We start from the raw sequence: 23,049 nt of genomic DNA on the forward strand, positions 1-23,049 counted from the left end.
CAACGGTTCGATCGAACCGGTCACAGGGCTTCGCTTGGCCGGGTCAGGGCTGTCAGCGCTTGACGCGGTTGCGGATGGCGAGGACGGCGAGGCCGAGAAGGACGGGTTCGGTCAGGCGGGAGGTCATCTCGATGTACGTGCCGGCGGTGGTCAGGTCCTGCCCGGAGGAGCGGAACACCACCGAGTTGAGGGTGACGTTCAGGGCTTTCTCGAAGCGCTCGCCGGTGAACCGGTCGCCGGTGGGGTTCTTCGGATCGTCCTTGTCGATTTCGAAGGTGACCTTGCCCCCGCCGTCCGGGACGGTGCCCGTCGCGGTCTGCTTGGGGGTCTCCTGGGCGAGGCCGACAGCCATCAGCATGACGACGGTGAGGAACATGGCAGCCCCGAGCCAGGCCAGGGCCCGGGAGGAGCGCAGGCCGTAGCCGGACAGCGCCCAGTACGCGGTCAGCAGCCCTCGTTCACTGCGGGGGATGTCATCTGCGCGGCGGCGCATCTCCATCTCCCCGTAGTAGAAGTCCGCGGCCCCCGGCTCGTGCTTGCCGTCCTCGAACGCCTTGCGTAGTGCCCGGTACACCGGAGCCAGCTGCAACGGCCCCGCCCGTCCGGCACCGAGGACCGCCACGTTCCAGCCCCTCACTGCCCGGGGCTGGCTCGCGCGCCAGTGGTGTTCCTCGGCCAGGACGCGGCGCTCGGTGAAGCGCACGGGCGGCCAACGCCGCCATAGGGGAGTCGGGGCCTTGTCGAAAGTGCAGGCCCCCTCCAGACGGATCTGGTCCAGGTGGACCGTGCCGGAGAACAGACACTCCGACAGATCAAGGTCGGCCAGGACCAGATGGGCCGCGTCGACCCCGCGCAGCGACGCTACCCGCACCTCGGAACCGGTCGGGTTCGACAGGGGGTCTTCAGAGAGCTGGAGTCCGTTGGTGAGCACGAACGGAGCCGGCTCGGCGACGATCGTGAGGGGGTACTCGAACACCGCGTGAGCGAAGTCCACCGTGGTACAGCGCAGTCGGATCTCCGCGGTCGAAGACCAGCGGGTGCGACGGCACTCCAGACGTCGCGCGGCGAACGAGAGGGTCACCGGGCCGCCGAATCTGGCGCCAGACAACACAACCCGACCTGCACACACCAAGGGCCCGAACTGGTCAGCCTCCTCGAAGGTCGCCGACTCGAACACGGCGTTGTCCTTGAAGACCGTCGACTCGAACCCGGCGCCGCGCTCGAAGACCGCCGACCGGAACGCGGCATCGCCCTCGAAGGCCGCCGACCGGAACCCTGCGTAGCCCTTGAAGTTCGCCAACTGGTACCCGGCGTCGCCCTTGAAGACCGCCGACTCGAACCCGGCGTACTCCGCGAAGGTCGCCGACCGGAACACGGCGCCGGCCTCGAAGGCCGCCAATTGGAGTCCGGCGTAGCCCTTGAAGGTCGCCGCCTCGAATATGGCGTTGTCCTTGAAGGTCGCCGACTGGAGCATGGCGTCGCCCTCGAAGGTCGCCGACCGGAACACGGCGTATTCCTCGAACGTCGCCGACTCGAACCCAACGTCGCCCTTGAACGTCGCCGACTCGAAATCGGCGCCGCGCTCGAAGGTCACCGACTCGAACCCGGCGTCGCCTTCGAAGGTCGCCAACTTAAACACGGCGTAGCCCTTGAAGGTCGCCGACACGAGCCCAGCGTCGCCCTTGAAGGTCGTCGACTGGAAGCCGGCGTAGTTCTCGAAGGTCGCCAACTGGAACACGGCGTCGCCCCCGAAGGTCGCCGACTCGAACATGGCGGCGCCCTCGAAGGTCGCCAACTGGAACATAGCGCCGCCCTCGAAGGTCGCCGACCGGAACACGGCGTAGCCCTCGAAGGTCGCCGACCGGAACCCAGCGCCGCCCTCGAAGGTCGCCGACTCGAACATGGCGCCACCCAAGCGGACGTCACCCGTTGCAGGGTCACGGAGGGCGTTGAGTAAGGCGTTCAGGAGAGGCTCGGTGAGGGTGGTGCCCCGGTGGTCGATGTCGGCGCCGGGAGTCAGTCCGGCCAGGTAGGCGTCGCGATGGGCATCGGCCAAGTGAGCGAGGCATGCGGTGTGACCGGGAACGTGGATGCCGCGACAGCCGACGGAGTCGACGGCAGGGTCGGCACCATAGGTGCAGTGCGGCCAGGACGGCGCTGCCGAGGGTGTGCTCATGGTGTAGCGGCTCCGGAACGTCAGGTGCCCGTAGGGACGCCCTGCGGACGTGAACGGTTCAGGCTCGACGATGACGGGCAGTGTCGGGGATCGGGACCCGCTTTGCGAACATGCCGTACGTGCCTGAACAACCCATACGTATCTGTCAGGCACAACGCACTGAGGTGCCCAGCCTCGCATGCCTTCTCTGAACCAATCGTTCGACTTGCACCGGCTTCTAGGGCCTCGTAGCATCCGAACCAGCTCGCCTCTAGGGCGAGTTGGACTCATGCCACTCGGTGGCGGCCTCAAAAAAAATCGCGTTTCTGGCGAAAAACTGGTCCGCACTCGCGGGCCAAGACACCGCATTAAGCGGATTGAGGCTGGATGTTCGTGGGTTCACTGATGTGCAAGTACGCGCTTGTCGTGCTGAAGCTCCTTCCGGTTCTGCTTGTGGTCGTCCTCTCGGCCCCAGCGTGGCTGACCTGGCCCTTTCTGACCCAAGCCCGCCAGCGGGTAGTGCTCGACATGGTCAAGGCATTGGCCGACTGGACACGGAGCATCCGATAGCGCCGAGGGCCTGCCCTGCCCTTGATGGCAGGGCAGGCCCTCTCAACAGGGTGCATTTTCAGTCACGTCGTGCGGGCCGAGATGTCTCCAAACGTGGGCATGCCTGGGTCGATCGCTCGACGGCTCTGTGCTATTTGCGCGTCCATCTGCGCGAGCTTGTCCTTGCGCCCTCAGGGGTGGTTCCTTGGCCCTTGACGTCACCGAGCCAACCTTCTCGTTCCGCTTCGTCGATGCGGGCGACGAGGTTGCCCCTGACCTCGACCAAGCGCCATCGCCGGCGAGGATCAGGTCGGAGCAGCGGACAGCGGATGCAGGCATGTTCGTCGATGCAGGACGTACCGCTCGTCGGGCCACGTCCAAGGGCTGCAACCGCGGGGATGTCACTCCGTCTTCGTCCAACGTCATGAACGGGCACCCTAGGGGCAGGCGGCGGGCCATCGCACGGTGGGGCGTCAAGTCATGGAGAACTTGGTGACGTCGCGCACAGCCCATGACAGGCTCGTGCCGCATGATCGATGAATTCGCGAAACGCAATCTGCACGGCAGACTGCGGCGGGACCGCGAGGCGCTGCTCTGGAAGCTCGACGGCTTGTCCGAGTACGACGCCCGCAGGCCTTTGACGGTGACCGGGACCAACCTTCTCGGCCTGGTCAAGCACGTGGCCAACGTCGAGGCCAGGTACTTCGGCGAGGTCTTCGACCGCCCCTCCCCGGAACCGATGCCCCGGTGGCAGGACCACGACGGCGGCGATCAGTGGGCGGCCGAGGGCGAGACCCGCGATCAGATCATCGGGCTCTACCGGCGCACATGGGAACACTCGGACGCGACGATCAGCGAACTTCCCCTCGACGCCCCCGGCCACGTGCCGTGGTGGCGGGAGCCGTCTCCCAACACGAACCTGTTCGCCGTCCTGGTCCACGTCCTCGGCGAGACCAACCGGCATGCCGGGCACGCCGACATCCTGCGCGAAGGCGTCGACGGCCGAACCGGGATGCGCCCCGAACACGAGATCCGGATCGACGAGGAGGCCCGCACCGCCCACCGCGCGAAGATCGAGCAGGCCGCCAGGTCGGCCGCACGTTCCCGTCCTTGACCGTTCACCTCCGCCGTCGTACCGGCTCGCTCTGGAGTCTCGGTGAAGCCGCACGGGGGTCTTGCGCTGACGCGCCGCCCTGCCCAGGATGAGGAGAGCGCTTGTCAGGATCACACCAACGGTACGTGTGTTCCTGACGGTGCGTCATGGGGCGTCCACCCAAAGCCCTCTCCCCGGTTCCCCACAACCTGGAGGATTCACAGTGCGACTCTCCCACCCCCACGGTCTTCCGAGACGCGCACGGCTCATCGCCATGGCGACCGGCCTCGCGGCCGCCGCGGCCCTGGCGGTTCCCGCCGCCACGGCGTCGGCCCAGCCGGCCCCCCAGACGTTCAGCGCCGCCGAGCTCAAGCAGACGCACGACGCCGTGCGCTCCGCCGACGTCGGCGGCACCGCGTGGTACACCGACACGAGGTCGGACAAGGTCGTCGTCACGGTCGACAGCACGGTCAGCAAGGCCGAGATCGCCGAGATCAGGAGCGAGGCCGGCGCGAACGCCGGCGCTCTCGTGATCAAGCACGCCCCCGGCAAGTTCTCCAAGCTCATCGCCGGTGGCGAGGCCATCACGACGGGTGGAGCCCGGTGCTCCCTCGGCTTCAACGTGCAGGACGGCGCGGGCACCAAGTTCGCGCTGACCGCGGGTCACTGCACCAACATCGGCAGCTCGTGGTCGATCGGCACCACCGCCGGGTCCAGTTTCCCCGGCAACGACTACGGCATCATCCGGCACTCCAACGGTGCCGCCGCCGACGGTCGTGTCTACCTCTACAACGGCTCCTACCAGGAGATCACCGGAGCCGGAAACGCCTCGGTCGGCCAGTCCGTCCAGCGCAGCGGCAGCACCACCGGTCTGCACGGCGGCAGCGTGACCGGCCTCAACGCCACCGTCAACTACGGCGCCGACGGCATAGTCAGTGGTCTGATCCAGACCAACGTCTGCGCCGAGCCCGGCGACAGCGGTGGCGCGCTCTTCTCCGGCAGCACCGCGCTCGGCCTGACCTCCGGCGGCAGCGGCAACTGCTCTTCCGGCGGCACGACGTTCTTCCAGCCGGTCACCGAGGCACTCAGCGCCTACGGCGTGAGCATCATCTGAGTCCCGCGCACGACTCGGTGGCCCGTCCGCCACCTCGGCGCATCGCCCCCGTCCGGTTCATCCGGCGGGGGCGATGTCCTGAGTATGGCGGAGCAACAGCAGGCCACAGGCACGCAGGGGCGGTACGGCCATGGGCCGTACCGCCCCTGCAAAATCGCCACGCGGAGAAGTCAGTGGCGTCCGTGAGCACTCGCGGACGCGCCCCCGAAGAGCCGCGCAACGGCACGGAAGGGAAGTGTGACGACCGTGGCAATCGCTCCGCCAACGGATCGCAGAACGTCTGCGATGGCCTTCAGCATGTGGGACCTCCAAGCGGATCTTGCTGTCTTGCGTCAGGAGCCGAGCGCTCCTGTCAGGCTGTGCTTACCGGTTGCCCCGCGGCCGACGGCAAAAACGTAGGGACCTCGCCATGGCCTGGTGCCACGAACCGCAGATGATGAGACCGGAGCCGGCCGGCCCCCACGGCGACGCGGTGATCCCTGGCGGGGCGAAGGCGCCGGCCTTCGTGCCAGGGTCAGCCGCCGGCTTGCAGGCGCAGGCCCGCCAGCGTGAGGTCCAAAGCGGCGAGGAACTGGTCCCGGTCGTCGTGACCGGCGAACTCGTCGGCGATGTGCCGTACGAACGGGAACTCCTCGGCGTCGAGCGACCGCCACGTCTCGGCGAAACGGCCGAGGTACGCCTCGCGGTCCACCTCGCCGTCGAGTAGCTCCTGCGGGATCTCCGCGCCCAGGTCGGCAGCCGTGCCGACGACGACGCCCGTGATCGCCGAGACGGCATGGAAACGCTGCCGCGACGTGAGATCGAGGCGCAGGGTCTGCCGGCCGAGCCGCTCGTACAGCCGCAGGGAATTGCCCTGGACGTCGGTGTTGCGCATGAAGTACGCCGAAAGCCACGGCCGGTCCACGATCGCGTCGAAGAGGGCGACGGCCATCCCCCGGAGGTCGGCGATGGGGTCGCCGCTGTCCGGGTGCTCCTCCACGGCGGCCAGGACCCCGCTGATCGCGTGGTCGGTGGCGCGGTCGAGGAGCTCGTCCTTGTTCTGGACGTACCAGTAGATCGTGCCGACACCGGTGCCGAGCCGGGCGGCGAGGGCGCGGAACGTCAGCGCGGGACCGCCGGCCTCGTCGAGGAGGGCCACGGCCGCGTCGAGGACGGCCTCCATGGAGTGCGAAGCGCGTCGGCGCCCGCGGGCGGGCCTCTCTGCGGCGGAGCGTGCACGTGCGGGCGGCGGCGTCATCCATCCATCCAAGCACAGGCCGCCTGCGCGGCTTGCCTCTCTATCGAACATGGTTCTATGGTGCACAACGAACAATGTTCTATGAACGAACGCCGTTCGATGCCTGGCGGCGTCCGGCGTGCAGAAAGGAGGCCGGTCATGACTGGCACCACCACCGGAACCGAGCCCGCCCCCGCCCGTACCTACGGATCGCTGCGGGCGGCGTGGATCCCGTTGGCCGCGCTCTGCCTGGCCTTCTTCGTCGAGATGGTCGACAACACCCTGCTCTCGATCGCACTGCCCACCATCGGCCGCGACCTCGGCGGCAGCACGACCGCCCTGCAATGGGTCACCGGCGCCTACTCACTGACGTTCGGCGGCCTGCTGCTCACGGCGGGGTCCATGGCCGACCGCCTCGGACGCCGACGCGTCCTGCTCGTCGGCCTGGCCGTATTCGGCCTGATGAGCCTGTCCGTGGTCGCCGTCGACTCCACCGGGCAGCTGATCGCTCTGCGCGCCGGACTCGGCATCGCCGCCGCCGCCATGGCCCCGATCACCAACTCGCTCGTCTTCCGCCTCTTCGACGACCAGGCGCTGCGGATGCGTGCGATGACCCTGATGATCGTCGTCGGCATGTCCGGGTTCATCCTCGGCCCGCTGCTCGGCGGCACCGCGCTCGCCCACGTGAGCTGGCAGTGGCTTCTGCTGATCAACGCGCCGATAGCCCTGATCGCGGCCATCGGTGTGCGGCTCGGCGTCGCGCCCGACCGGCGCGAGGACCTCACCGACGACAGGCTCGACCTGCCGGGCGCCGCCCTGAGCGTGCTCACCATCGGCCTCGCCTGCTACGCCCTGACCAGCGGCGTCGAGCACGGCTGGCGCTCCACCGCCACGCTCGCCTCGGTCCTGGGCGCCGCGGCCGCGGGCATCGCGTTCGTGTGGCACGAGCGCCGCAGCAAGGCCCCCATGCTGGACCTCAAGATCTTCTCCAACGGCACCGTCCGCGGCGCCGCCCTCGCCCAGATCGGCACGTCCGTCGCGATGGCCGGCGTGATGTTCGGGCTCATCCTGCACTTCCAGTACGCCTACGGATGGAGCCCCGTGCGGGCCGGCCTGGCGAACCTGCCTCTCATCGTGACGATGATCGCGGCGACCCCCCTCTCGGAGTGGCTCGCCAAGCGGTTCGGCCACCGCGTCGCCTGCCTGGTCGGCGCGGCCTGCCTGACCGTGGCGCTGGCCGGGCTGGCCTGGGGCGTCGACCACGGGTACGCCGCCATCGCCCTCTGCATGGTCGTGATGACCGTCGGGCTGCGCACGGTCATGACCATCTGCGCCATCGCCCTGGTCGAGGCGATGCCCGCCAACCGCACCTCGATCGGCACCGCGCTCAACGACACCGCCCAAGAGGTCGGCACCAGCGTCGGCACCGCCGCCGTCGGCACCCTGATCGCCGCACTCGTCACCACCCGGCTGCCCGCGGGCACCTGGGGCAGCGGCCTCGTGCAGTCCTTCTTCCACGGCGAGCGCATCACCTACGGCGTGCTTGCCGTGCTCGTCGGCCTGATCGCGGCGGGTGGCGCGCTCACCCTCACCGACTCGCACGCCACCGAAGAGCATGCCTGAGGCGGGCCTTCGCGAGACCAGGAGGCGAACCGACGAGCACTCGTGGTTGCCGGTGCCGCGTGGACCAGGTCACATGACGCCGAAGGCACGAAGGCGGTTGTCCGCCCGCCTCGGTGGCGGCTGAGCAGGTGGCGGTGTGGTCGGCCGCCGCCCTGGGCGTCGGCTCGGCAGGGTGCGGAACAGGAAGCCCTATGTGACGGCCCCCGGCGACGGCCACCCCAGCCACCAGATGAACAGGCCGCTCAGCAGGACGAGCAGGAAGAGTGCGGCGTTGGTGCGGCGGTAGGCCACCAAGAGGGCCACGAACTCGCGGATCATGGCGCTCGGCCAGAAGTACGCGGCTGTCGGCGCCCCGATCACGTGGCCCCGAACGCCGGTGCGGCGGGCGGTGATCGCGGCGCGGAAGACGTGGTAGTTGTTCGTGACGATCACGCACCGGTAGTCCGGATTCGCCCGCTCCATCAGGGCTTTGCTGAACGTCAGGTTCTCGTCCGTCGTCGTCGAGCGGTCCTCGCGTTCGATCAGGTCGGCGGGGACACCCTGGGTGACCAGGTAGTCGGCCATCGCGTGGGACTCGGGCAGCTTCTCGTCGGGCCCTTGTCCTCCCGAGGTGATCAGGACCGGGCGCCGGCCCTTCCGCGACAGCCTGGCGTGTTCCTTCCGGGCCCGGTCGAGGCGGCCGGCCAGCAGCGGGGGCACGGTGGTGCCGCCGCTGAGACCCGAGCCGAGGACCACCACGTAGTCCGCCCGGCGCCGAAGTCGCAGACGTCCGTACAGGCCCCCGTAGACGAGGAAACAGAGGAACAGGAAGGCGACGTATCCGGCGAGCGCCACCGCCGTCGCCGCCACGACCACCAGCGTGTGCGTGTGCAGCACCAGCGCGGTGATCAGCAGCGCGAGCAGGGCGATCAGGGCGATGCCCGCCCCCAGGGACAGCAGGTTCGCCGGGCTTCTGCCCTCCTTGCGAACCATGGTGATCCCGTTGGCGATGAGGAACCACGCCAGCGTGACGACCCCCACGCCCGCCAGGGTCAGCAGCACGACGGCCAGATCTCGGCCCAACTGGGTTCGCTCGGAGGCCACATGCAGCAAGAGCGCGAGCAGCGCGAAGACGGCGGACAGGCCCAGCAGAACCGCGTTGCTCACTCGGCGGCGATCTCGGACCACACCGGCACAGAACAGGAAGAAGCAGATGAACGACGGTACAAAGGCCACCATGCGCCGATCCTACGAGGCGGGGCGCGGGGCAGGCGGCTCCGGAGCGACCTCGGCGGTCGACTCCGGGCCCGCCCCGCTCTACGTTCTGCGTCGAAACCGAACAAGCACTAGTTCCTAGAGTGCGTTGAACAGCTACCCACCGTCGTCGTCGACGGCTACCGTGAGCCAGGATGGTTCCACCAGCCGGCTAAAAATTCTATTCAAGATGCCGGACGAAAGCACGGGCCTCTGCCAGCCGGAGCGGGGACACAAGCATTTCCTTGCCGTCCATGAAAGCACCGTCAGAAGCGGCCAGGCGGATTTTACGCCCTTGCATAGTCGCCGAGCAGCGCTCTCTTGGCCTGTCCCAGATGACTCGGGAAGCCACACCTGTCACTTTCCCATAATCGAGAACCAGAAGGCGCATATCAGTGAGCACCAGACCGCATCCCGTAAGCAGAAAGTAGTAGGGAATCCCACTCACAGGAAAACGCACCGCCAGAGAATCGGTTACAAATTCCCCTTCCCTGAGGAAGTCACCGATGCGTCTGAATCGCCACCAAGTTCCCATGCCGCCAATACCTCAATTCGCTTTACGTATGACTGCACGACAAAGTCAGTCAGCCTTGCTGACTACCAGGTGTTCCAGTAATTTCCTGTGACTCTCCCATAGAGGAACCCACCGACCCCACCCAGTGGCCAGGTTTCCGGCGCCGTCGAGGTCGAGGACGGCGGTGCGGCCGGTGTGGTCCTTGGCCTGCCACTGGTTCGGGTACGTCTTGACCAGGTCGATCCAGCGGCCGGAGCGGGTCTCGGTGAGCTTGAAGCCCTTGTGCTCGCCGCCCTCGTCGTGCTGGTCGACGGTGATGGTGCCCTTGTTCTTGTCCGTCACCTTCAGCAGGGTGCCGTGCTCGCTGTACGTGTCTTTGGAGCCGGACTTGCGGTCGGTCAGGGTGTAGGTGGTGCCGTCCGCGTTCTTCTTCAGTTCCTTCGAGTAGCCGGCCGGCGTCGTGTACGTGCCGTCCGACTTGGCTGCGAAGCGGAGCAGGTTGCCGGTGGCGTCGAAGACATCCACCTCACCGTCGTTGACCTGAAGGTAGCGCTCGTACGCCGGTCACGCGTGATGCCGGACCGCCGCGAGCCGTCCCGCCTGCCGTACGCGCCTGTTGCGCCGGCCGCCACGCGGCCACCTCGGCCGACGGCCGAGCCTCCGCATGCGAGGCCGGCCTCCTGGTCTTCCCGGCCGGCGTGGCGGGAGCCACCACCTGCGTCGGCTTCGTCCACGGGCTCTCCGGCTCCAGCAGCCCCGGCTTCGGCGTCGCCGCCAGGCCGGGAGCCGCCGCGATCACGACGGCAGCCGTGGTGATCGCCGCGACGAGAGCGGTTCTGTGCGTTCTGCGGGCATGCCGAAACGGCGTGCTCATGGCACGCGTGTGCATCAACTTCCCCCCACAGGAAGACAGACACGGCAACCCCAACGGTCACCGCGGACCCACATGCTGTCACAGGAAGCACACAAAACGGCCCGGTATCCCCCTGAAATGCATGTGCATTCCGGCCGGAATAAGCCCCGCCGCTTTACGCCGGAAAATCGGCAGAAATCTGGACTAACTAGGCAAGTGAGGGGCGGAATTTGTGGTTCCGTTGTCGACTTCCGAGGGGAACCTGGCCAGAAACGAATGAAGTGGACTCTTCATCGCAAGAAGTGGTCTCTCATGGTCATATTCCAGCCAGGTTCAGACCTGGCCCGGCCTCTCCGCTCGGCCCGGCAACCAAGGGTTTCGCGCTCGTCACGGCCTGCTGTCACCCCCGGAAAGTTGTCCAAGAGCAATGGTTGAGCGCTGAACGCTGCTGCGAACCGACCTTCACGCCATGCACACTTGCCGCGCCCTGCATGCGTGGTCCCCCAGCCCGCAGCGACCGCCCCTGCTGCAAAGGACCCCTTTCCATGAGTGCGCCCGGAAGACGCAGAACCGCCGTCCAGTGGGCCGGTCTGCTGCTGTGCTGGAGCCTGGCTCTCGCCATGGTCTCCGCCGCCGCAGAAGCGCTCTTTCACCCGGGCGCCGCGTGGTGGCCCCTCGCCTGGCCCGTGGCCTGGTACCTCACCCCGGTCGCCGCCCTCGCCTGGGCCGTGCTGCGCCTGCGCGAGAAGGCCGCGGGCCGGCCGCCTTGCGACGATCAGGAGGATCTACCGGCAGAGGACTGGGACCAGGCCGCCTGACCCGCCCTACACGCCTCCCACCTCGAACCACACCACCTTGCCGGGGTCCCGCTCCCCCACGCCCCACTTGTCCGCCAGCTCCGACACCAGCAGCAGCCCGCGACCGCCCTCACCGGGCTCACGCACGTCCGCCTGCGGCACCGCCGGTACGCCCTCCCCGCTGTCGTGGACCTCCACGCGTACGCCGTCCCCGCAGGGCACCAACCTCAGCAGGAAGCCCCGGCCGGGCGGCACGCCGTGCACCAACGCGTTGGTCGCCAGTTCGCTCACGCACAGCAGCACGTCGTCCACACGCCCGCGCACACCCCATGCGGCAAGGGTGCCCCTCGCGAACGCCCTCGCGGCGGGGACGGACCGGCGCTCACGGCGGTAGAAGCGCTCGCGTGGGGACGGGGGTTGAGTTTCGGTGTTCACGTGACGAGGGTCACGCTCCGTGGTCACACTGAGACAGTGCGCAGGGCCGTACGGCCGGTTTGTACGGGCGCGCGATGGTGGACGTACGGGCGTGGGTGGGGAGTTCGACCTCATGGGGACGACGACACGGAGGAACGCCTCCGCGATGAAGATGGTGGGGGCGCTGCTCGCCCTCTACCGGCAGGCCGCGGGCCACACCCAGAGGTCACTGGGCGAACGCTTCGTCATCGGCGAGCAGCAGATCGCGTCGATCGAGCAGGGCCGACGCCCGCTGAAGCCGGATCTCGCCGAGCAGCTCGACGAACTCCTCGACACCAAGGGCGCGTTGTCCATCGCCCTGAGCAAGATGCCCGAGGTGGATCTCGTTCCGCTGTGGGCCGAGGAGTTCCTGGACAGGGAGCGCGAGGCCATCGTGATCTCGTCGTACGAGAACCAGGTGTTGCCGGGTCTGCTCCAGACGGAGGCGTACGCGTGGGCGGTGTTCCGCAGTCGCGTGCCGTTCTATGACGAGGACACGATCGCCCGCCTTGCGGCTGCACGTATCGATCGACAGGGCATCCTGCACCGCAAGGTCCCTCCGATCACGTGCTTCGTTGTCTGGGAGCCGGTCGTACGGGCACCGATCGGCGGCCGAGAGGTCTGGGTCGAGCAACTTCGACATCTGCGACGATGCTCGGAGTTGCCGGGCCTCATGTTCCAAGTCCTTCCTCAGGACCGCACAAGCCACGCGGGCCTGAACGGCTCGTTCGTACTGCTGGAGACCCCAGACCACCAGCGGCTTGCCTACACGGAGAACCAGCGTGGCAGCCAACTGATCGCTGACCCCGACGAGGTGGCGATCCTCACTCAGAAATGTGCGATGCTGCGGTCACAGGCCCTCACACCCGAGGACACGAGGGATCTGCTGGACCGTCTCCTGGGGGAGCCATGAGCAGCACCGCACTTCGGTGGTTCAAGTCGAGCTACAGCGGCGACGAAGGCGGCAACTGCGTAGAGGTCGCCACCGAACCCACCACCATCCACATCCGCGACTCCAAAACACCCCCCGACGACACCACCCCGCACATCACCGTCGCACCAAGCGCCTGGACCGCATTCCTCGCATGGTGACGTCCGCCTTCCACAGGTCGAACTCCGCGTCGCGCGGGCCGTACGCCACATAGGGCTCGCCCTCGCCGAACACCCGGACGGGATGCGTGGCGTCCCAGGCCGCCCAGCCCGGGTCGCCGGACTCCGCGAAGCGGACCCACGCCCCGTGCATCGCGTCCGCCAACTCCTGCGGAGCGCCTTCGCCCGCGAGCTTGCGGGAGTCGGGGTGGTCGCCGGAGTCGAAGACGAAGCCCAGTTCCAGGGCGTGGCAGGCGCCGAGGCCGGGCAGGGTGGACGGCCAGGCGAACTCGTAGACGTACGAGGAGCCGGGCCGCGCGTCGGCCACGCGGTGCAGCGGGACGCGGAGCAGGTGGTCGGTGACGAGTTGCCCCACCGTCTCGGCGGCACCGGCGTCGGGGCGGGCCGAGCGGTAGCCGCGGACGACCTCGTTGCCGCAGTGGCAGCGGGCGCGCGCGCCCGCGAGGGCCACCGCGCCGAGCCGGTCGACGCGTTCGAGGAGGCCGCCGGGGACCAGCCAGAGCCGGTACTCGTCGCGGGTCCAGCCCATCATCAGGTCGACGCCGCGGGCGGCGTCGCCCTCGACGAGCGCGTCCAGCGGGTCGCGGGGCATGACGTCGCCGTCGACGACGATGCCGAAGGCGGGGCCGCCGAGGACGGGGCTGCTGAACCGGCCCACCTCTGCCTGGGCGCGCAGCAACTGGGCGCGGTCGGCGGTGGCGAAGGACTCGGCGGTGGCGGGTATCCGGAGGCGGGCGGCCATCCGGCGGACCATGCGCCGCACCTTGTCGCGGTCGGCGGCCTCGGGCGCACCGCTCTGGAGCACCGCGCGGCGGAACAGCCCCTGGGCCCGGGGCGCGGCGAGCAGGGCGCCGGTGCTGATGGCACCGGCGGACTGACCGGCGACGGTGACGCGGTCGGGGTCGCCGCCGAAGGCCGCGATGGACGCCCGCACCCACTCCAGGGCGGCGATCTGGTCGCGCAGGCCGGCGTTGGCGGGGGCGTCCGGGAACAGGCCGTAGCCCTCGACACCGAGCCGGTAGTTGACCGAGACGCAGACCACGCCGTCCCGCGCGAAGGTGGCCCCGTTGTAGACGGGGACCGCCGAGGAGCCCCTGGTCAGGGCGCCGCCGTGCAGCCAGACCAGGACCGGCAGCCGGGCGCCGGGGCCGGGCTCGGGCGTCCAGACGTTGAGGTTGAGGCAGTCGTCGCCGGGGATCGCCGGGTCGGAGAGGTACTGCGCGAAGGCCTCGGAGTACGGCGGTTTCGGCGCCGTGGGGCCGAAGGATCCGGCGTCGCGCACCCCGTCCCAGGGCTCTGGCGCCACGGGCGGGCGGAACCGGCGGGGACCGAAGGGCGGGGCGGCGTAGGGGATGCCGCGGAAGACGGCCACCCCGTTCTCGTACCGGCCGCGCACGGCCCCGTACTCCGTGCTGACCACGGGTTTCGTCCGGCCTGCCGTCATGCGCCCACCAGCCCTTCGCCGCACTCCCGTACCGCTCATGGCACAGCGTCACCGTGGCCGTGTCTATTCCGGACCGTCCGCTTCGGCCCGGCTGGGGGACAATGGAAGCCACGCACGCCCGGACTGCGCAGGAGGCCGTCGTGACCCTCGACCCTCATCGCTCCACTCAGAACGCGCCCGTATGGATCGCCGAGGCCGGCGGACGGCACGCCGTGCTGGCCTTCTCCGGCACCCTCGACTCGGACGCGCTCCAGGTCCTGGAGGAACTGCTCATGGACCCGCGGCTGCGGGAGCCCACGGACTGGACCCTGGAGATGAGCGGTCTGGAGAACATCGACCTGGCGTCCGCCTACGCGCTGATGCGGGCGGTGACCCGGGCGCCCAAGCCGGTCAGCCTGACGGTCCGGGGTGCCCGCCCGGCCGTCCACCGGGTGCTGCGCCAGGCCGGGCTGGACACCGTGGTCACCTACGCGGAGTGACGAGTCGCGTACCCTCGGCCGGCTTCAGCCGGTGGTGACGGCCGCCGCGGTGCCCGCGGTGACGGCGGCGAGGGTCCGCAGCACGGCCGTGTTCACCGCTTCCGCGCCCCAGCTGTCCTGCTCCAGCCTCTTGGCCCGCCGGTAGACCTTGCCCGACCAGGGGATCGCGCGGTGCAGGCTCGGCAGGGTCCCGCTCGCGGAGAGCAGGCCGATCAGGGCCGCCGTGCGCCCGTCGGGCTCCTCCTCGTCCACCAGGACCGCGCGCACACGTTCCAGCAGGGCCTCCTTGTGCCGGGTGTCGGCCGCGGACAGGGACGCCGCGGGGAACAGGCCCAGTACCTTCCTGCGCTCCCGGCGCACCATCCCGCGCTCGACGAGCCGGTCGAGGACCGTCTCGCGCAGGCCGGTGCCGATCTCGATGAGGAGGGTGTTGACGCCGCGGGTGCGCGCGGAGACCTTCCGGTGGGCCTCGCGGAGCACCGGGTCGGAGAGCGGGGCCCCGGCGACGGCGTGGACGCGCACACCGTCCATGCCCACGTCCCGCCGGTCGACGCGCAGCCGCCCGCCCTGCGCCAGTTCCACGAGCACGGCGCCGCCCTGGGTGTAGTACAGCGTCCCGGCGCCCGCGATGGCGCCCGAGGCGTCGTCGAACATCAGCAGCGTCAGGTCCTCGACGATGAGCGGATCCTTCCGCATGGCCCTCTTCCCTCCGTCCGCCCGACTTGCCTGCCGGGAAAGCCAAGAGTAACTTTCCCGGCAGGAAAGTAAAGCTGGACGTGGAAGGGGAGGCGGTGGGCGTGGGCACACCGGTGAACGCCGAACAGGCATGGCAGGACCTCCAGCGCATCCGGGTGCCGCAGGAGCGGGTCTACGACGAGGTCGAGCGGTCCGCGTCCGGGGGCCCCCGCGCGACGTACGGCACGGCCGCGCTCATGTGGCTCTTCCTGGCCGCCCAGGGCCTGGACCTGCCCCCGTGGGGCGTCGCGCTCGCCGCCGTCGCGTACCTCTCGCTGCTGGCGTGGATGGTCGTGACGCACACCAACCGGGGCCGGGTGCGGCTGCACCGCTCCCGCTACGACTGGCGTTCGCTCGCCACGTTCGCCGGGGGCGCCGTGCTGGTCGGCGGGACGACGGTGCTGACCGGGCGGCTGTCCGAGCCCCTCGAACCGCTGGCGGGCAGCCTGATCCAGGCGACCGCGGCGGCGGCCGTCCTCGTGCTGTTCGTCGGCCCCGCAAACCGCTGGTCGACCGGCGCGCTGCGCGGCCGTGGCGCCGGCGCGGAGGCGGGCCGATGAGCGTCCCCGGCGGCTTCGACGAGCTGATCCACCCCGCCACCCGGCTGTCGGTGGTCGCCCTGCTCGCCGCCACCGAGTGGGCGGACTTCGCGTTCGTCCGCGACAGCCTCTCGCTCAGCGACTCCGCGCTCTCCAAGCAGCTGCACACCCTGGAGGAGGCCGGGTACCTGGAGATCCAGAAGGAGGGTGCCGGCCGCAAGCGGCGCACCAAGGTGCGGCTGACGGACCGGGGGCGCACCGCCTTCGAGGGGCACGTGGCGGCGCTCCGGGCGATCGTCGAGGGCGCCGGGCCGCCCGACGCCTCGCAGCCGGCTGACGCGCCGGCACAGCACCCCACGGAGGCGGCACGATGACCGGGCGGCCCGCCCCGGGTCCGGACGGTGCACCCGCCCAGGTCCGGCGATGACTCGGGGGCGGTGATGCGGTGGGTGCTCACCCGGACGGAGCCCGGGCGCGTGCGGCCGCCACGATCTTCGGGCCGGACGGGTTGACGCGTCGTCGGCCGCAGGCGCTTTCCGCCTGCCGGTCACCGATCGCCCGGGTCGGGGGTGAGGGTGAAGACGCGGACGTGGCGGCGGCTGCGTCTCGCGTAGTCGTCGAAGACCGGCATGACCTCGAGGATGCGGTGTCGGGCCTCGTCCTGTTGGCGGGGGGTGAGCAGGTGGGCGCGGACGGGGATGGATGTGCCCTTCCAGTCGAGGACGGCACGGGGCTCGCGCAGGAGGTTGCCGGACCACGCCGGGTGGTGGCGCCGGCCGAAGTTCGTCGCCATGACCAGGAAGCTGCCCGAGGGGTCCGGGCCGGCGATCAGGGGGGTGAGGTGGGGTGTGCCGTCGCGGCGGGTGGTCCGCAGGACGGCGGTGGAAGCCAGCATGCGGCTGGGCATCCACCGGTTCTTGGTGAGGCGGTGGGCCAGCAGGTCCAGCAGAGGGAGCAGGCGCGGCCCCCAGCGCCGCAGGAGCCGACTGTTGCCCACTGCCGTCAGGAGGCGTCGGTGCAGGCGCGGCGCGGCGTACGCGGCCGGGTGGCGGTTCCGGGGGGTCACCGGTTCTCTCCAGGGTCACGGTCACGGGCCTGCTTGCGGCCGTCGGCGGGGAAGGGCCGGCCGGTCAGGTGTTGCGACAGCTGCCACAGGCGTTCGACGGCGCGTGGATCGGTGGCGCGTCGCGCGGTCCGGACAGCAACGGGCGGCCCGGACCACTCCCATGGGCCGCCGGGGCCGAGGACGTCCCCGCCATGGACGTGGGGGTCGGTGGCGGCTCGCAGCAGGGGCAGAGCCGCCAGTTCGGGCGAGTGCCGGCGCGCTTGCATCCACTCCAGCGCGCGGGCCTCCAGGTGGCGTGCGTCTGCGCGCAGGGCGCGCGAGCCCAGGGTGGTGTCGACCAGGCCGGGGTGGGCGGCGATCGAGCGCAAGGGCAGGTCACGGGCTTCCGCGAAAGCGTGGAGGCCGTGGGTGAACAGCAGGTTCGCCAGCTTCGAGTCGAAGTACGCCGTCCATCGGTGATAGCGGCGCGGCGCGGCCTGGTCGGGGCGGCAGCGGCCGAGCCAGTGGAGCACCGAGGTCACGTTCACCACCCGGGGCTGGGTCGATCTCAGCAGCGCCGGCAGCAGGTGGCCGGTGAGGGCGAAGTGGCCGAGGTGGTTGATGGCGAAGTGGGCCTCGTGGCCGCCCGCGGTGCGGGTGTGCGGCAGGGCGGCGACGCCGGCGTTGTTGATCAGGATGTCCACCCGCCCGCCGGTCAGGCCGCTGACCTCCTCGGCAGCTCGGCGCACCTGCGCCAACTGGGCCAGGTCGCACGGGACGTCGTGGGTGCGGTGGCTCCGCGGCCGCCGACGCGAGGCCGCCGCTGCCGTGTGTCCGTCCGCGGCGGCGTGGAGCGCGAGGACGTGGGCCCCGTGGCGGGCCAGGTGCTCAGCGACCGCCCGCCCGATCCCCCGGCCGGCGCCGGTGACCACCGCGGTCCGCCCGGCCAGGTCGGGAAGCTCAGCCGTCGACCACCCGTCCCGTGGGCGGGTCCAGCGTCGCCACGGCAAAGGGATCACGGTGGGATCGCGGTGTCCGGGCGGGGCACCGGCCACTTCCCCGGGGTGGGGTCGGGTCTCCTGCTCGTCAGTCATACGGGGCTCAACGACCGTCCCCGCCCGGGGTGGTGCCGTCGCACGTGCGGGCGGCGCAGCGGACGGCGGAGCCGGAGCTGTCAGTGACCCAGGTACACGGTGGCCGTGCACACCGCGGTTCCCAGGCCGGCTCCCAGCAGGACCTGCACCGGTGTGTGGACGCGCAGGTGCAGGCGGGACCAGGCGATCGCCGCGACGAGCAGGAACAGCACGGCCGCCCGGACGTCCACGAGGAGGGTCACCAGGGTGGTGCTGGCGGCGGCCGAGCTGGTGTGCAGGGAGATGTTGCTGGTCCAGGTACAGGCCAGCACCACAGCGGTCAGGAGCAGCGCGGTACGGCCGAGCTCCAGCAGGACCGGGGGCGCGCCGAGGTAGCCGCAGGCCAGCCACACGGCGGCCGCGGCGACGACGCTCGCCGCCAGCAGCACCAGCCGGGGCCCGCGCTGAGAGGGCTGAGGGCCGGGCCACCATCCCAGGCGGGGGCCCCCGGCGGCGAGAGCGGCACACAGCAGTACCCAGCATCCGCTGCCTCCCAGCCCCCAGAGAAGCCCGCGGTGACTGGGGCCGGTGAGGTGCCAGCCGATCGCGGCGCCGGCGAGCACCGGCAGAAGGGGCGGGGCGAAGCACGTGCTCAACAGTCGTGCCCACCACGTCCGGTCGTATCCCACGGTGATCGTCAACACAACGGGTGAACGAGCGGTTCGCTGCGAAGTTGCACGTCAGGCATGACCTCGCGCGGTCTCCCGCCGTTGTGCGGTACACAAGCCGACCTTCTGGGAGGAGAACGGCATGGGACCAGCCACCCGGCTGCACATCGACGCCGTACACAAGGCGTACGGCCGGCGCTCCGTGCTCCGTGGCACCGACTTCACCGTGTCGGCGGGCATGCTCGCCGGAGTGGTGGGAGAGAACGGGTCGGGCAAGAGCACGCTGCTCCGTATCGCCGTAGGACTGCTGGCACCCGACCGCGGCACGGTCCGGCGTTTCGGCACACTCGGCTACTGCCCGCAGAGGCCGGTCGTCAACGACACGCTGACCGTCGTCCAGCACCTGCGGCTCTTCCAGGTCGCCTACCGGCTGCCGGACCTGGACTACGCGTGGGAACTGGTGGACCTGCTCGGATTCCACGCGGAACGGCGCACTCGGGCAGGGGAACTCAGCGGCGGAACCCGGCAGAAGCTCAACCTGGCGCTCGCGTTGATGCACGACCCGCCGCTGCTGGTGCTCGACGAGCCCTACCAGGGCTTCGACTGGGACACCCACCAGCGCTTCTGGCACCTGGCGGGCCGGCTGCGCGATCAGGGCCAGGCCGTGGTCGTGGTCTCCCACCTCCTGCACGACCTCCAGCATTTCGACACCGTCCACCACCTGCGCGAGGGTCGGCTGCACGCGGGGGCCATGACGCGATGAGGCACCACTGGACCGCCTTCACCGTGGCTCTCGGCTTCACCCTGACGGGCCACCTGCGCAACCGCCTGGCCGTCACCATGACCGCGTTCTTCATCCCCACCTGGATCTACGTGGTCCGTGCGACCGCCCTGGACAAGAGCATCGCCTTCCACAGCAGCGCTCTGGGCACCGAGGTGACCGCCTCGATGAACCGCACGATCCAGATCTCCAGCGCTCTGCACGCCGTCACCGTCATCGCCGGCTTCATGATGTTCATGGCCACCTTCAACGCCCGGGACATGGACCAGCGCCTGGTCCTGGCCGGCTACCCCCGCGGTCACCTGCTCGCCGCCAAGCTCGTCGCGCTCCTTGTGATCACCGCGGTGCTGACCTGCTACTCCACCGGTCTGCTGCTCCTGTCCTGGCCGCTGACCCAGCCGGGTGCGGTCGCAGCCGCCCTGGCAGCGGCGATCCTGGCATACGGCGGGCTGGGCCTGCTGGCCGGCTTCCTGCTGCGCGGCGAACTGGAGGGCTTCTTCGCCGTGGTCATGACCACGCTGATCGACGTCGGTATGCAGAGCCCCGTCTCCAACCCCGCGGGAGACCAGGCCGGGCTGGACGCCCTGCCGCTGTACGGCCCCGCCCAGGCGGCTCTGGTCTCCGCGTTCACCCACACGCCTTCTCTGACGTGCTCGGCCCGGGCCCTCACCTGGTTCACCGCCACCAGCGCCCTGGCCGCGCTGGTGTTCCATCTGCGTACCCGGCGCCGTCACCACCCCATGCCCACCCTCGAACCGGCCGGCAGCCCTCACCCGTCCTGAGCGGCGGGGCCTCCGCCCCGGCTCGTGTGCCGTGGAGCCCGGGTTCTGCCGCCCGTCAAGGGGACCGTGCCGCCTCGCCTCGGGGTCCCCCTCCCACCGGGCGGCGCTCCCGTCGCCGCGCCGTGCGAACGCTGAGATGCTGAGAGGGCGGGTCGCGCTTCTCGCGGGGCGACGAAGGTGGTGCTGGGCCATGGCCGGGGAGAGGCAGAGTGGTCGAGAGCCGACGGCGCCGGGGCACGAGCCCCGGGCGGGCACCTTCCTGCGCACCCGCACGGCTGTTCCCTCCCTCCCCCCGACGTTCCTGAGGCGCGGGCGACTGGCCCGGCGCCTCGACGAGGGCCCGGACACGCCGTTGACGCTGGTGAGCGGCGCCGCGGGGGCCGGAAAGACGCTGCTGGTCGCCGACTGGGCGGCCCGGGCGAGGCGGCCCGTCGCCTGGCTCACCAACGACGCCGGGCACCAGGGCAGCGGGACGTTCTGGGCGTACGTGCTGGAGGCGCTGCGCGGCGCCGGGGAGCCCGTGCCGCCGGAGGTCGGGGCGCCCGCCTGCGGGGACCGGGTCGACCCCCTGTTCTCCTCGCGGCTGGCCGGCGCGCTGTGCGAACGGGACGGGCCGGTGATCGTGGTGCTGGACGAGTACGACCGCGTGACCGACCCCGAGATCTCGGCGCAGCTGGAGTTCGTGCTGCGGCACGCCGGCGCGGGGCTGCGCCTCGTCCTGGTCACCCGCAACGAACCCCGCCTCCCCCTGCACCGCTACCGAGCCTCCGGGCGGCTGACCGAGATCAGGAACGCCGACCTGGCCTTCACCCCCGACGAGGCCGCCGAACTGCTCGCACTGCACGGCCTGCGGCTCCCGCGGCACGCCACGCTCGGGCTGGTGGAGCACACGCGCGGCTGGGCCGCGGGGCTGCGCCTGTGCGCGCTGGCGGCACAGGACAGTCCGGACCCGGAGCGGTACCTGAAGGAGTTCGAGGCGGGTCACTCCGCCGTCGCCGACTTCCTGCTGGCGGAGGTGCTCGACCGGCAGGGCCCCGGCATCCGGGGCCTGCTGCTCCGGGTGAGTGTGCTCGACGACTTCCGGCCCGAGCTGGCCGACGCGCTGACCGGCCGCCGCGACGCCGAGTCCGCGCTGGCGGGGCTGCGGCGGCAGAACGCGTTCGTCGAGTACCTGGGAGACGTCTCGTACCGGCTGCACCCGCTGTTCGCGGAGATCCTCCGCGCCCACCTGCGGGAGCGGCTGCCCGGCCTGGAGGCGGAGCTGCACCGGCGGGCGGCGGTGTGGCTGCGGCGGCACGGGCGGCTGACCGAGGCGCTGCGGCACGGAGCCGCCGCCGACGACTGGGAGTTCACGGCCGGGGCGCTGCTCGGGGACCTCGCCGTCGGCCAGTTGTTCACCGGGCTGCGGTCCGCCGACCTCTCCGCCCTGTTCGCGCGGATGCCCGCCACGGCCACCACGCCGGCCGCGGAACTGGTCCGCGCGGCACGCGGTCTGGCCCGGTCCGACCTGGAGGGTGGTCTGGCCCATCTGCGGCACGCCGAACGCGCCCTGACGGCGGACGCCCCCGCGGCCGACCGGATGTGCGGGGCGCTGCTCCAGGCGCTGGCGGCGCGGCTGACCGGTGCGCCGGAGCGGGCGGCGACGGCGGCCGGGACCGCGGCCAAGCTGCTCGGCGAGCTGCCGGAGGGGCTGCTGGACGAGCACCCCGAGGTCGTCGCCCTCCTGCGCGCGCATGTGGGCTGCGCCTTGCTCTGGGCCGGCCGCCTGGACGAGGCACGGGCGGAACTGGCGGCCGTGGCGGGCGGCGACGAACGGGCGGCGACGGCACCGGCCCGCGAGGACGCGCTCGGCCACCTCGCCCTGATCGACTACCTGGACGGGCGCCCCTCGGCCGCCGAGAGCAGGGCACTGGCGGCCACGGCGGTACGGCGGCGGTTCAGTCTGCCGGGGCGGTCCGGGTCGGGCATCGCCCTCGTGGTGCTCGCGGCGGTCGCCGTGGAACGCGACGAACTCGATCGCGCCGAGACGTTGCTCGACGTGCCGGGCGGCGGGGAGCAGGCGGTGCGGGACCCGGTGTGCGCGGGGGCCCGCGCCGCCACCACGGCCCGGCTGCTGCTGGCCCGCGGCCGAACTCGCGCCGCCTTCGACGCCCTGCGGCGGCCGGTGCCCGGGGTGACCGTCTCACCGTGGCTGGAGGCGCACCGCACCGTGCTGACCGCCGCCGCGCACCAGGCCGCGGGAGACCGGGGGGCGGCCTGCGCGCTCCTGCGACGCGTCCCGCCGGGGCCCCCGATGTGCGCCGTGGAGGCCGCGGGCGTCCAGTTCGCCGCGGGTTTCCCCGAGGCGGCGCTGAGGCGGCTCGACGCGCTCCCCGCGCGGGGCGACCCGGGTCCGGCCGTGCGGGTGCGGGCCGCGCTGCTCAGGGCACGGGCGGCCGATGCCGCCGGGGACGCCGTCGCCGCCCGCAGGCTGGTCGGCCACGCCGTGCGGGAGGCGCGGCGCGAGCGGCTGCGGCGTCCGCTGCTCGACACCGGCCCCTGGGTGCGTCCGCTGCTGGCCCCGGCGCCCGCACCGCAGCCCGCGGCACCGGTCGTGCCGGACCTCAGCCCGAGGGAGCGGGAGGTGCTGGGCGGGGTCGCGCGGCTGATGTCGTACGACGAGATCGGTGCCGACCTGTTCATCTCGGTGAACACGGTCAAGACCCACCTCAAGAGCGCCTACCGAAAGCTGTCCGTGAACCGGCGCTCCGACGCCGTGCGCCGCGCGCGGGAGCTGCACCTGCTGTGACGCGG

Annotated in this window: 22 protein-coding genes and 1 pseudogene; 12 read left to right on the plus strand and 11 right to left on the minus strand. The window is 71.0% G+C overall.

Translation table 11 applies throughout. The features are described 5' to 3' along the window. Window positions 1-52: 52 nt before the first annotated feature. Window positions 53-2,056, minus strand: coding sequence for a pentapeptide repeat-containing protein (locus DMH12_RS12465; protein ID WP_312023924.1), 2,004 nt, complete (start codon window positions 2,054-2,056; stop codon window positions 53-55). 1,177 nt (window positions 2,057-3,233) lie between these two features. Between DMH12_RS12465 and DMH12_RS12475 the strand changes: the two genes are divergently transcribed. Together DMH12_RS12475 and DMH12_RS12480 are read left to right on the plus strand one after the other, a co-directional pair. Continuing rightward, complete coding sequence (locus tag DMH12_RS12475) at window positions 3,234-3,818, plus strand: DinB family protein (RefSeq protein ID WP_125491645.1); 585 nt, start codon at window positions 3,234-3,236, stop codon at window positions 3,816-3,818. 202 nt (window positions 3,819-4,020) lie between these two features. After that, window positions 4,021-4,911 (plus strand): S1 family peptidase, encoded by an 891-nt coding sequence (locus DMH12_RS12480; RefSeq protein WP_125491646.1) that lies wholly within the window; start codon window positions 4,021-4,023, stop codon window positions 4,909-4,911. Between the two features lie 170 nt (window positions 4,912-5,081). Here DMH12_RS12480 and DMH12_RS39745 read toward each other — a convergent pair whose 3' ends face one another. Then, window positions 5,082-5,210 (minus strand): LPFR motif small protein, encoded by a 129-nt coding sequence (locus tag DMH12_RS39745; protein WP_260474199.1) that lies wholly within the window; start codon window positions 5,208-5,210, stop codon window positions 5,082-5,084. 215 nt (window positions 5,211-5,425) lie between these two features. Then, complete coding sequence (locus tag DMH12_RS12485; protein ID WP_125491647.1) at window positions 5,426-6,073, minus strand: TetR/AcrR family transcriptional regulator; 648 nt, start codon at window positions 6,071-6,073, stop codon at window positions 5,426-5,428. Window positions 6,074-6,286: 213 nt separating this feature from the next. Between DMH12_RS12485 and DMH12_RS12490 the strand changes: the two genes are divergently transcribed. Beyond that, the gene (locus DMH12_RS12490; protein WP_125491648.1) at window positions 6,287-7,750 is read left to right on the plus strand and encodes an MFS transporter; all 1,464 of its coding nucleotides are present in this window, start codon (window positions 6,287-6,289) and stop codon (window positions 7,748-7,750) included. A 189-nt stretch (window positions 7,751-7,939) separates the two neighbouring features. On the opposite strand, the gene DMH12_RS12495 is transcribed toward DMH12_RS12490, so the two are convergent. Then, complete coding sequence (locus DMH12_RS12495) at window positions 7,940-8,968, minus strand: YdcF family protein (RefSeq protein WP_125491649.1); 1,029 nt, start codon at window positions 8,966-8,968, stop codon at window positions 7,940-7,942. A 678-nt stretch (window positions 8,969-9,646) separates the two neighbouring features. Beyond that, window positions 9,647-10,371, minus strand: a pseudogene (locus DMH12_RS12500) (RHS repeat protein); the annotation flags it as partial. Between the two features lie 524 nt (window positions 10,372-10,895). Between DMH12_RS12500 and DMH12_RS12505 the strand changes: the two are divergent. After that, window positions 10,896-11,168, plus strand: a complete 273-nt coding sequence (locus DMH12_RS12505) for a hypothetical protein (RefSeq protein WP_185832281.1) — start codon at window positions 10,896-10,898, stop codon at window positions 11,166-11,168. 6 nt (window positions 11,169-11,174) lie between these two features. On the opposite strand, the gene DMH12_RS12510 is transcribed toward DMH12_RS12505, so the two are convergent. Further along, window positions 11,175-11,582 (minus strand): ATP-binding protein, encoded by a 408-nt coding sequence (locus tag DMH12_RS12510; RefSeq protein ID WP_260474200.1) that lies wholly within the window; start codon window positions 11,580-11,582, stop codon window positions 11,175-11,177. Window positions 11,583-11,694: 112 nt separating this feature from the next. Between DMH12_RS12510 and DMH12_RS12515 the strand changes: the two genes are divergently transcribed. Together DMH12_RS12515 and DMH12_RS12520 are read left to right on the plus strand one after the other, a co-directional pair. Continuing rightward, entirely contained in the window at window positions 11,695-12,513 is an 819-nt protein-coding gene (locus tag DMH12_RS12515) for a helix-turn-helix transcriptional regulator (protein WP_185832282.1), read from the plus strand. Continuing rightward, complete coding sequence (locus DMH12_RS12520) at window positions 12,510-12,692, plus strand: DUF397 domain-containing protein (RefSeq protein ID WP_125491652.1); 183 nt, start codon at window positions 12,510-12,512, stop codon at window positions 12,690-12,692. The genes DMH12_RS12515 and DMH12_RS12520 overlap by 4 nt, the downstream gene beginning before the upstream one ends. Here the strand turns inward: DMH12_RS12520 and DMH12_RS12525 are convergent. Then, window positions 12,649-14,154, minus strand: a complete 1,506-nt coding sequence (locus tag DMH12_RS12525; protein WP_125491653.1) for a carboxylesterase/lipase family protein — start codon at window positions 14,152-14,154, stop codon at window positions 12,649-12,651. The genes DMH12_RS12520 and DMH12_RS12525 overlap by 44 nt on opposite strands. Before the next feature lie 140 nt (window positions 14,155-14,294). Here DMH12_RS12525 and DMH12_RS12530 point away from each other — a divergent pair, with 140 nt between their 5' ends. Further along, window positions 14,295-14,633 carry an STAS domain-containing protein gene (locus DMH12_RS12530; RefSeq protein ID WP_240999858.1) on the plus strand — a complete coding sequence of 113 codons (339 nt, stop codon included), beginning with the start codon at window positions 14,295-14,297 and terminating at the stop codon, window positions 14,631-14,633. Window positions 14,634-14,657: 24 nt separating this feature from the next. Here the strand turns inward: DMH12_RS12530 and DMH12_RS12535 are convergent, their stop codons facing one another. Next, a complete protein-coding gene (locus tag DMH12_RS12535) occupies window positions 14,658-15,329 on the minus strand; it encodes a GPP34 family phosphoprotein (protein WP_125491654.1) in 672 nt (223 codons plus the stop codon). Between the two features lie 101 nt (window positions 15,330-15,430). On the opposite strand from DMH12_RS12535, the gene DMH12_RS12540 reads away from it, so the two are divergent. Together DMH12_RS12540 and DMH12_RS12545 are read left to right on the plus strand one after the other, a co-directional pair. Continuing rightward, window positions 15,431-15,928 carry a hypothetical protein gene (locus DMH12_RS12540; protein ID WP_125491655.1) on the plus strand — a complete coding sequence of 166 codons (498 nt, stop codon included), beginning with the start codon at window positions 15,431-15,433 and terminating at the stop codon, window positions 15,926-15,928. Next, window positions 15,925-16,281 carry a transcriptional regulator gene (locus DMH12_RS12545; RefSeq protein WP_125491656.1) on the plus strand — a complete coding sequence of 119 codons (357 nt, stop codon included), beginning with the start codon at window positions 15,925-15,927 and terminating at the stop codon, window positions 16,279-16,281. The genes DMH12_RS12540 and DMH12_RS12545 overlap by 4 nt, the downstream gene beginning before the upstream one ends. Before the next feature lie 173 nt (window positions 16,282-16,454). Here the strand turns inward: DMH12_RS12545 and DMH12_RS12550 are convergent, their stop codons facing one another. The 3 genes from DMH12_RS12550 to DMH12_RS39050 all read right to left on the minus strand — a co-directional run bounded on the left by DMH12_RS12550 (window position 16,455) and on the right by DMH12_RS39050 (window position 18,681). After that, on the minus strand, window positions 16,455-16,973 hold the full coding sequence (locus tag DMH12_RS12550; RefSeq protein WP_125491657.1) for a nitroreductase family deazaflavin-dependent oxidoreductase: 519 nt from the start codon (window positions 16,971-16,973) through the stop codon (window positions 16,455-16,457). Next, window positions 16,970-18,046 carry an SDR family NAD(P)-dependent oxidoreductase gene (locus DMH12_RS12555; protein ID WP_185832283.1) on the minus strand — a complete coding sequence of 359 codons (1,077 nt, stop codon included), beginning with the start codon at window positions 18,044-18,046 and terminating at the stop codon, window positions 16,970-16,972. The genes DMH12_RS12550 and DMH12_RS12555 overlap by 4 nt, the downstream gene beginning before the upstream one ends. 80 nt (window positions 18,047-18,126) lie before the next feature. Next, window positions 18,127-18,681 (minus strand): phosphatase PAP2 family protein, encoded by a 555-nt coding sequence (locus tag DMH12_RS39050; RefSeq protein ID WP_185832284.1) that lies wholly within the window; start codon window positions 18,679-18,681, stop codon window positions 18,127-18,129. Window positions 18,682-18,835: 154 nt separating this feature from the next. Between DMH12_RS39050 and DMH12_RS12560 the strand changes: the two genes are divergently transcribed. The 3 genes from DMH12_RS12560 (at window position 18,836) to DMH12_RS12570 (ending at window position 23,044) form a co-directional block, all read left to right on the plus strand. Beyond that, the gene (locus tag DMH12_RS12560; RefSeq protein ID WP_125491659.1) at window positions 18,836-19,456 is read left to right on the plus strand and encodes an ATP-binding cassette domain-containing protein; all 621 of its coding nucleotides are present in this window, start codon (window positions 18,836-18,838) and stop codon (window positions 19,454-19,456) included. Then, window positions 19,453-20,256 carry a hypothetical protein gene (locus DMH12_RS12565; RefSeq protein ID WP_185832285.1) on the plus strand — a complete coding sequence of 268 codons (804 nt, stop codon included), beginning with the start codon at window positions 19,453-19,455 and terminating at the stop codon, window positions 20,254-20,256. Before DMH12_RS12560 ends, DMH12_RS12565 begins: the two co-directional genes overlap by 4 nt. Before the next feature lie 190 nt (window positions 20,257-20,446). Then, window positions 20,447-23,044 (plus strand): LuxR C-terminal-related transcriptional regulator, encoded by a 2,598-nt coding sequence (locus DMH12_RS12570; RefSeq protein WP_125491660.1) that lies wholly within the window; start codon window positions 20,447-20,449, stop codon window positions 23,042-23,044. The last annotated feature ends 5 nt before the right edge of the window (window positions 23,045-23,049 follow it).

The organism is Streptomyces sp. WAC 04229 (genome assembly GCF_003947455.1).
Classification (GTDB): domain Bacteria; phylum Actinomycetota; class Actinomycetes; order Streptomycetales; family Streptomycetaceae; genus Streptomyces.

Bases quoted from the DNA above. Each gene is read 5' to 3' on its own strand.
- DMH12_RS12475 (WP_125491645.1), top strand. From the start codon at position 3,234: ATGATCGATGAATTCGCGAAACGCAATCTGCACGGCAGACTGCGGCGG.
- DMH12_RS39745 (WP_260474199.1), bottom strand. From the start codon at position 5,210: ATGCTGAAGGCCATCGCAGACGTTCTGCGATCCGTTGGCGGAGCGATT.
- DMH12_RS12485 (WP_125491647.1), bottom strand. From the start codon at position 6,073: ATGGAGGCCGTCCTCGACGCGGCCGTGGCCCTCCTCGACGAGGCCGGC.
- DMH12_RS12490 (WP_125491648.1), top strand. From the start codon at position 6,287: ATGACTGGCACCACCACCGGAACCGAGCCCGCCCCCGCCCGTACCTAC.
- DMH12_RS12495 (WP_125491649.1), bottom strand. From the start codon at position 8,968: ATGGTGGCCTTTGTACCGTCGTTCATCTGCTTCTTCCTGTTCTGTGCC.
- DMH12_RS12505 (WP_185832281.1), top strand. From the start codon at position 10,896: ATGAGTGCGCCCGGAAGACGCAGAACCGCCGTCCAGTGGGCCGGTCTG.
- DMH12_RS12515 (WP_185832282.1), top strand. From the start codon at position 11,695: ATGGGGACGACGACACGGAGGAACGCCTCCGCGATGAAGATGGTGGGG.
- DMH12_RS12520 (WP_125491652.1), top strand. From the start codon at position 12,510: ATGAGCAGCACCGCACTTCGGTGGTTCAAGTCGAGCTACAGCGGCGAC.
- DMH12_RS12525 (WP_125491653.1), bottom strand. From the start codon at position 14,154: ATGACGGCAGGCCGGACGAAACCCGTGGTCAGCACGGAGTACGGGGCC.
- DMH12_RS12535 (WP_125491654.1), bottom strand. From the start codon at position 15,329: ATGCGGAAGGATCCGCTCATCGTCGAGGACCTGACGCTGCTGATGTTC.
- DMH12_RS12545 (WP_125491656.1), top strand. From the start codon at position 15,925: ATGAGCGTCCCCGGCGGCTTCGACGAGCTGATCCACCCCGCCACCCGG.
- DMH12_RS12555 (WP_185832283.1), bottom strand. From the start codon at position 18,046: ATGACTGACGAGCAGGAGACCCGACCCCACCCCGGGGAAGTGGCCGGT.
- DMH12_RS12560 (WP_125491659.1), top strand. From the start codon at position 18,836: ATGGGACCAGCCACCCGGCTGCACATCGACGCCGTACACAAGGCGTAC.
- DMH12_RS12565 (WP_185832285.1), top strand. From the start codon at position 19,453: ATGAGGCACCACTGGACCGCCTTCACCGTGGCTCTCGGCTTCACCCTG.
- DMH12_RS12570 (WP_125491660.1), top strand. From the start codon at position 20,447: ATGGCCGGGGAGAGGCAGAGTGGTCGAGAGCCGACGGCGCCGGGGCAC.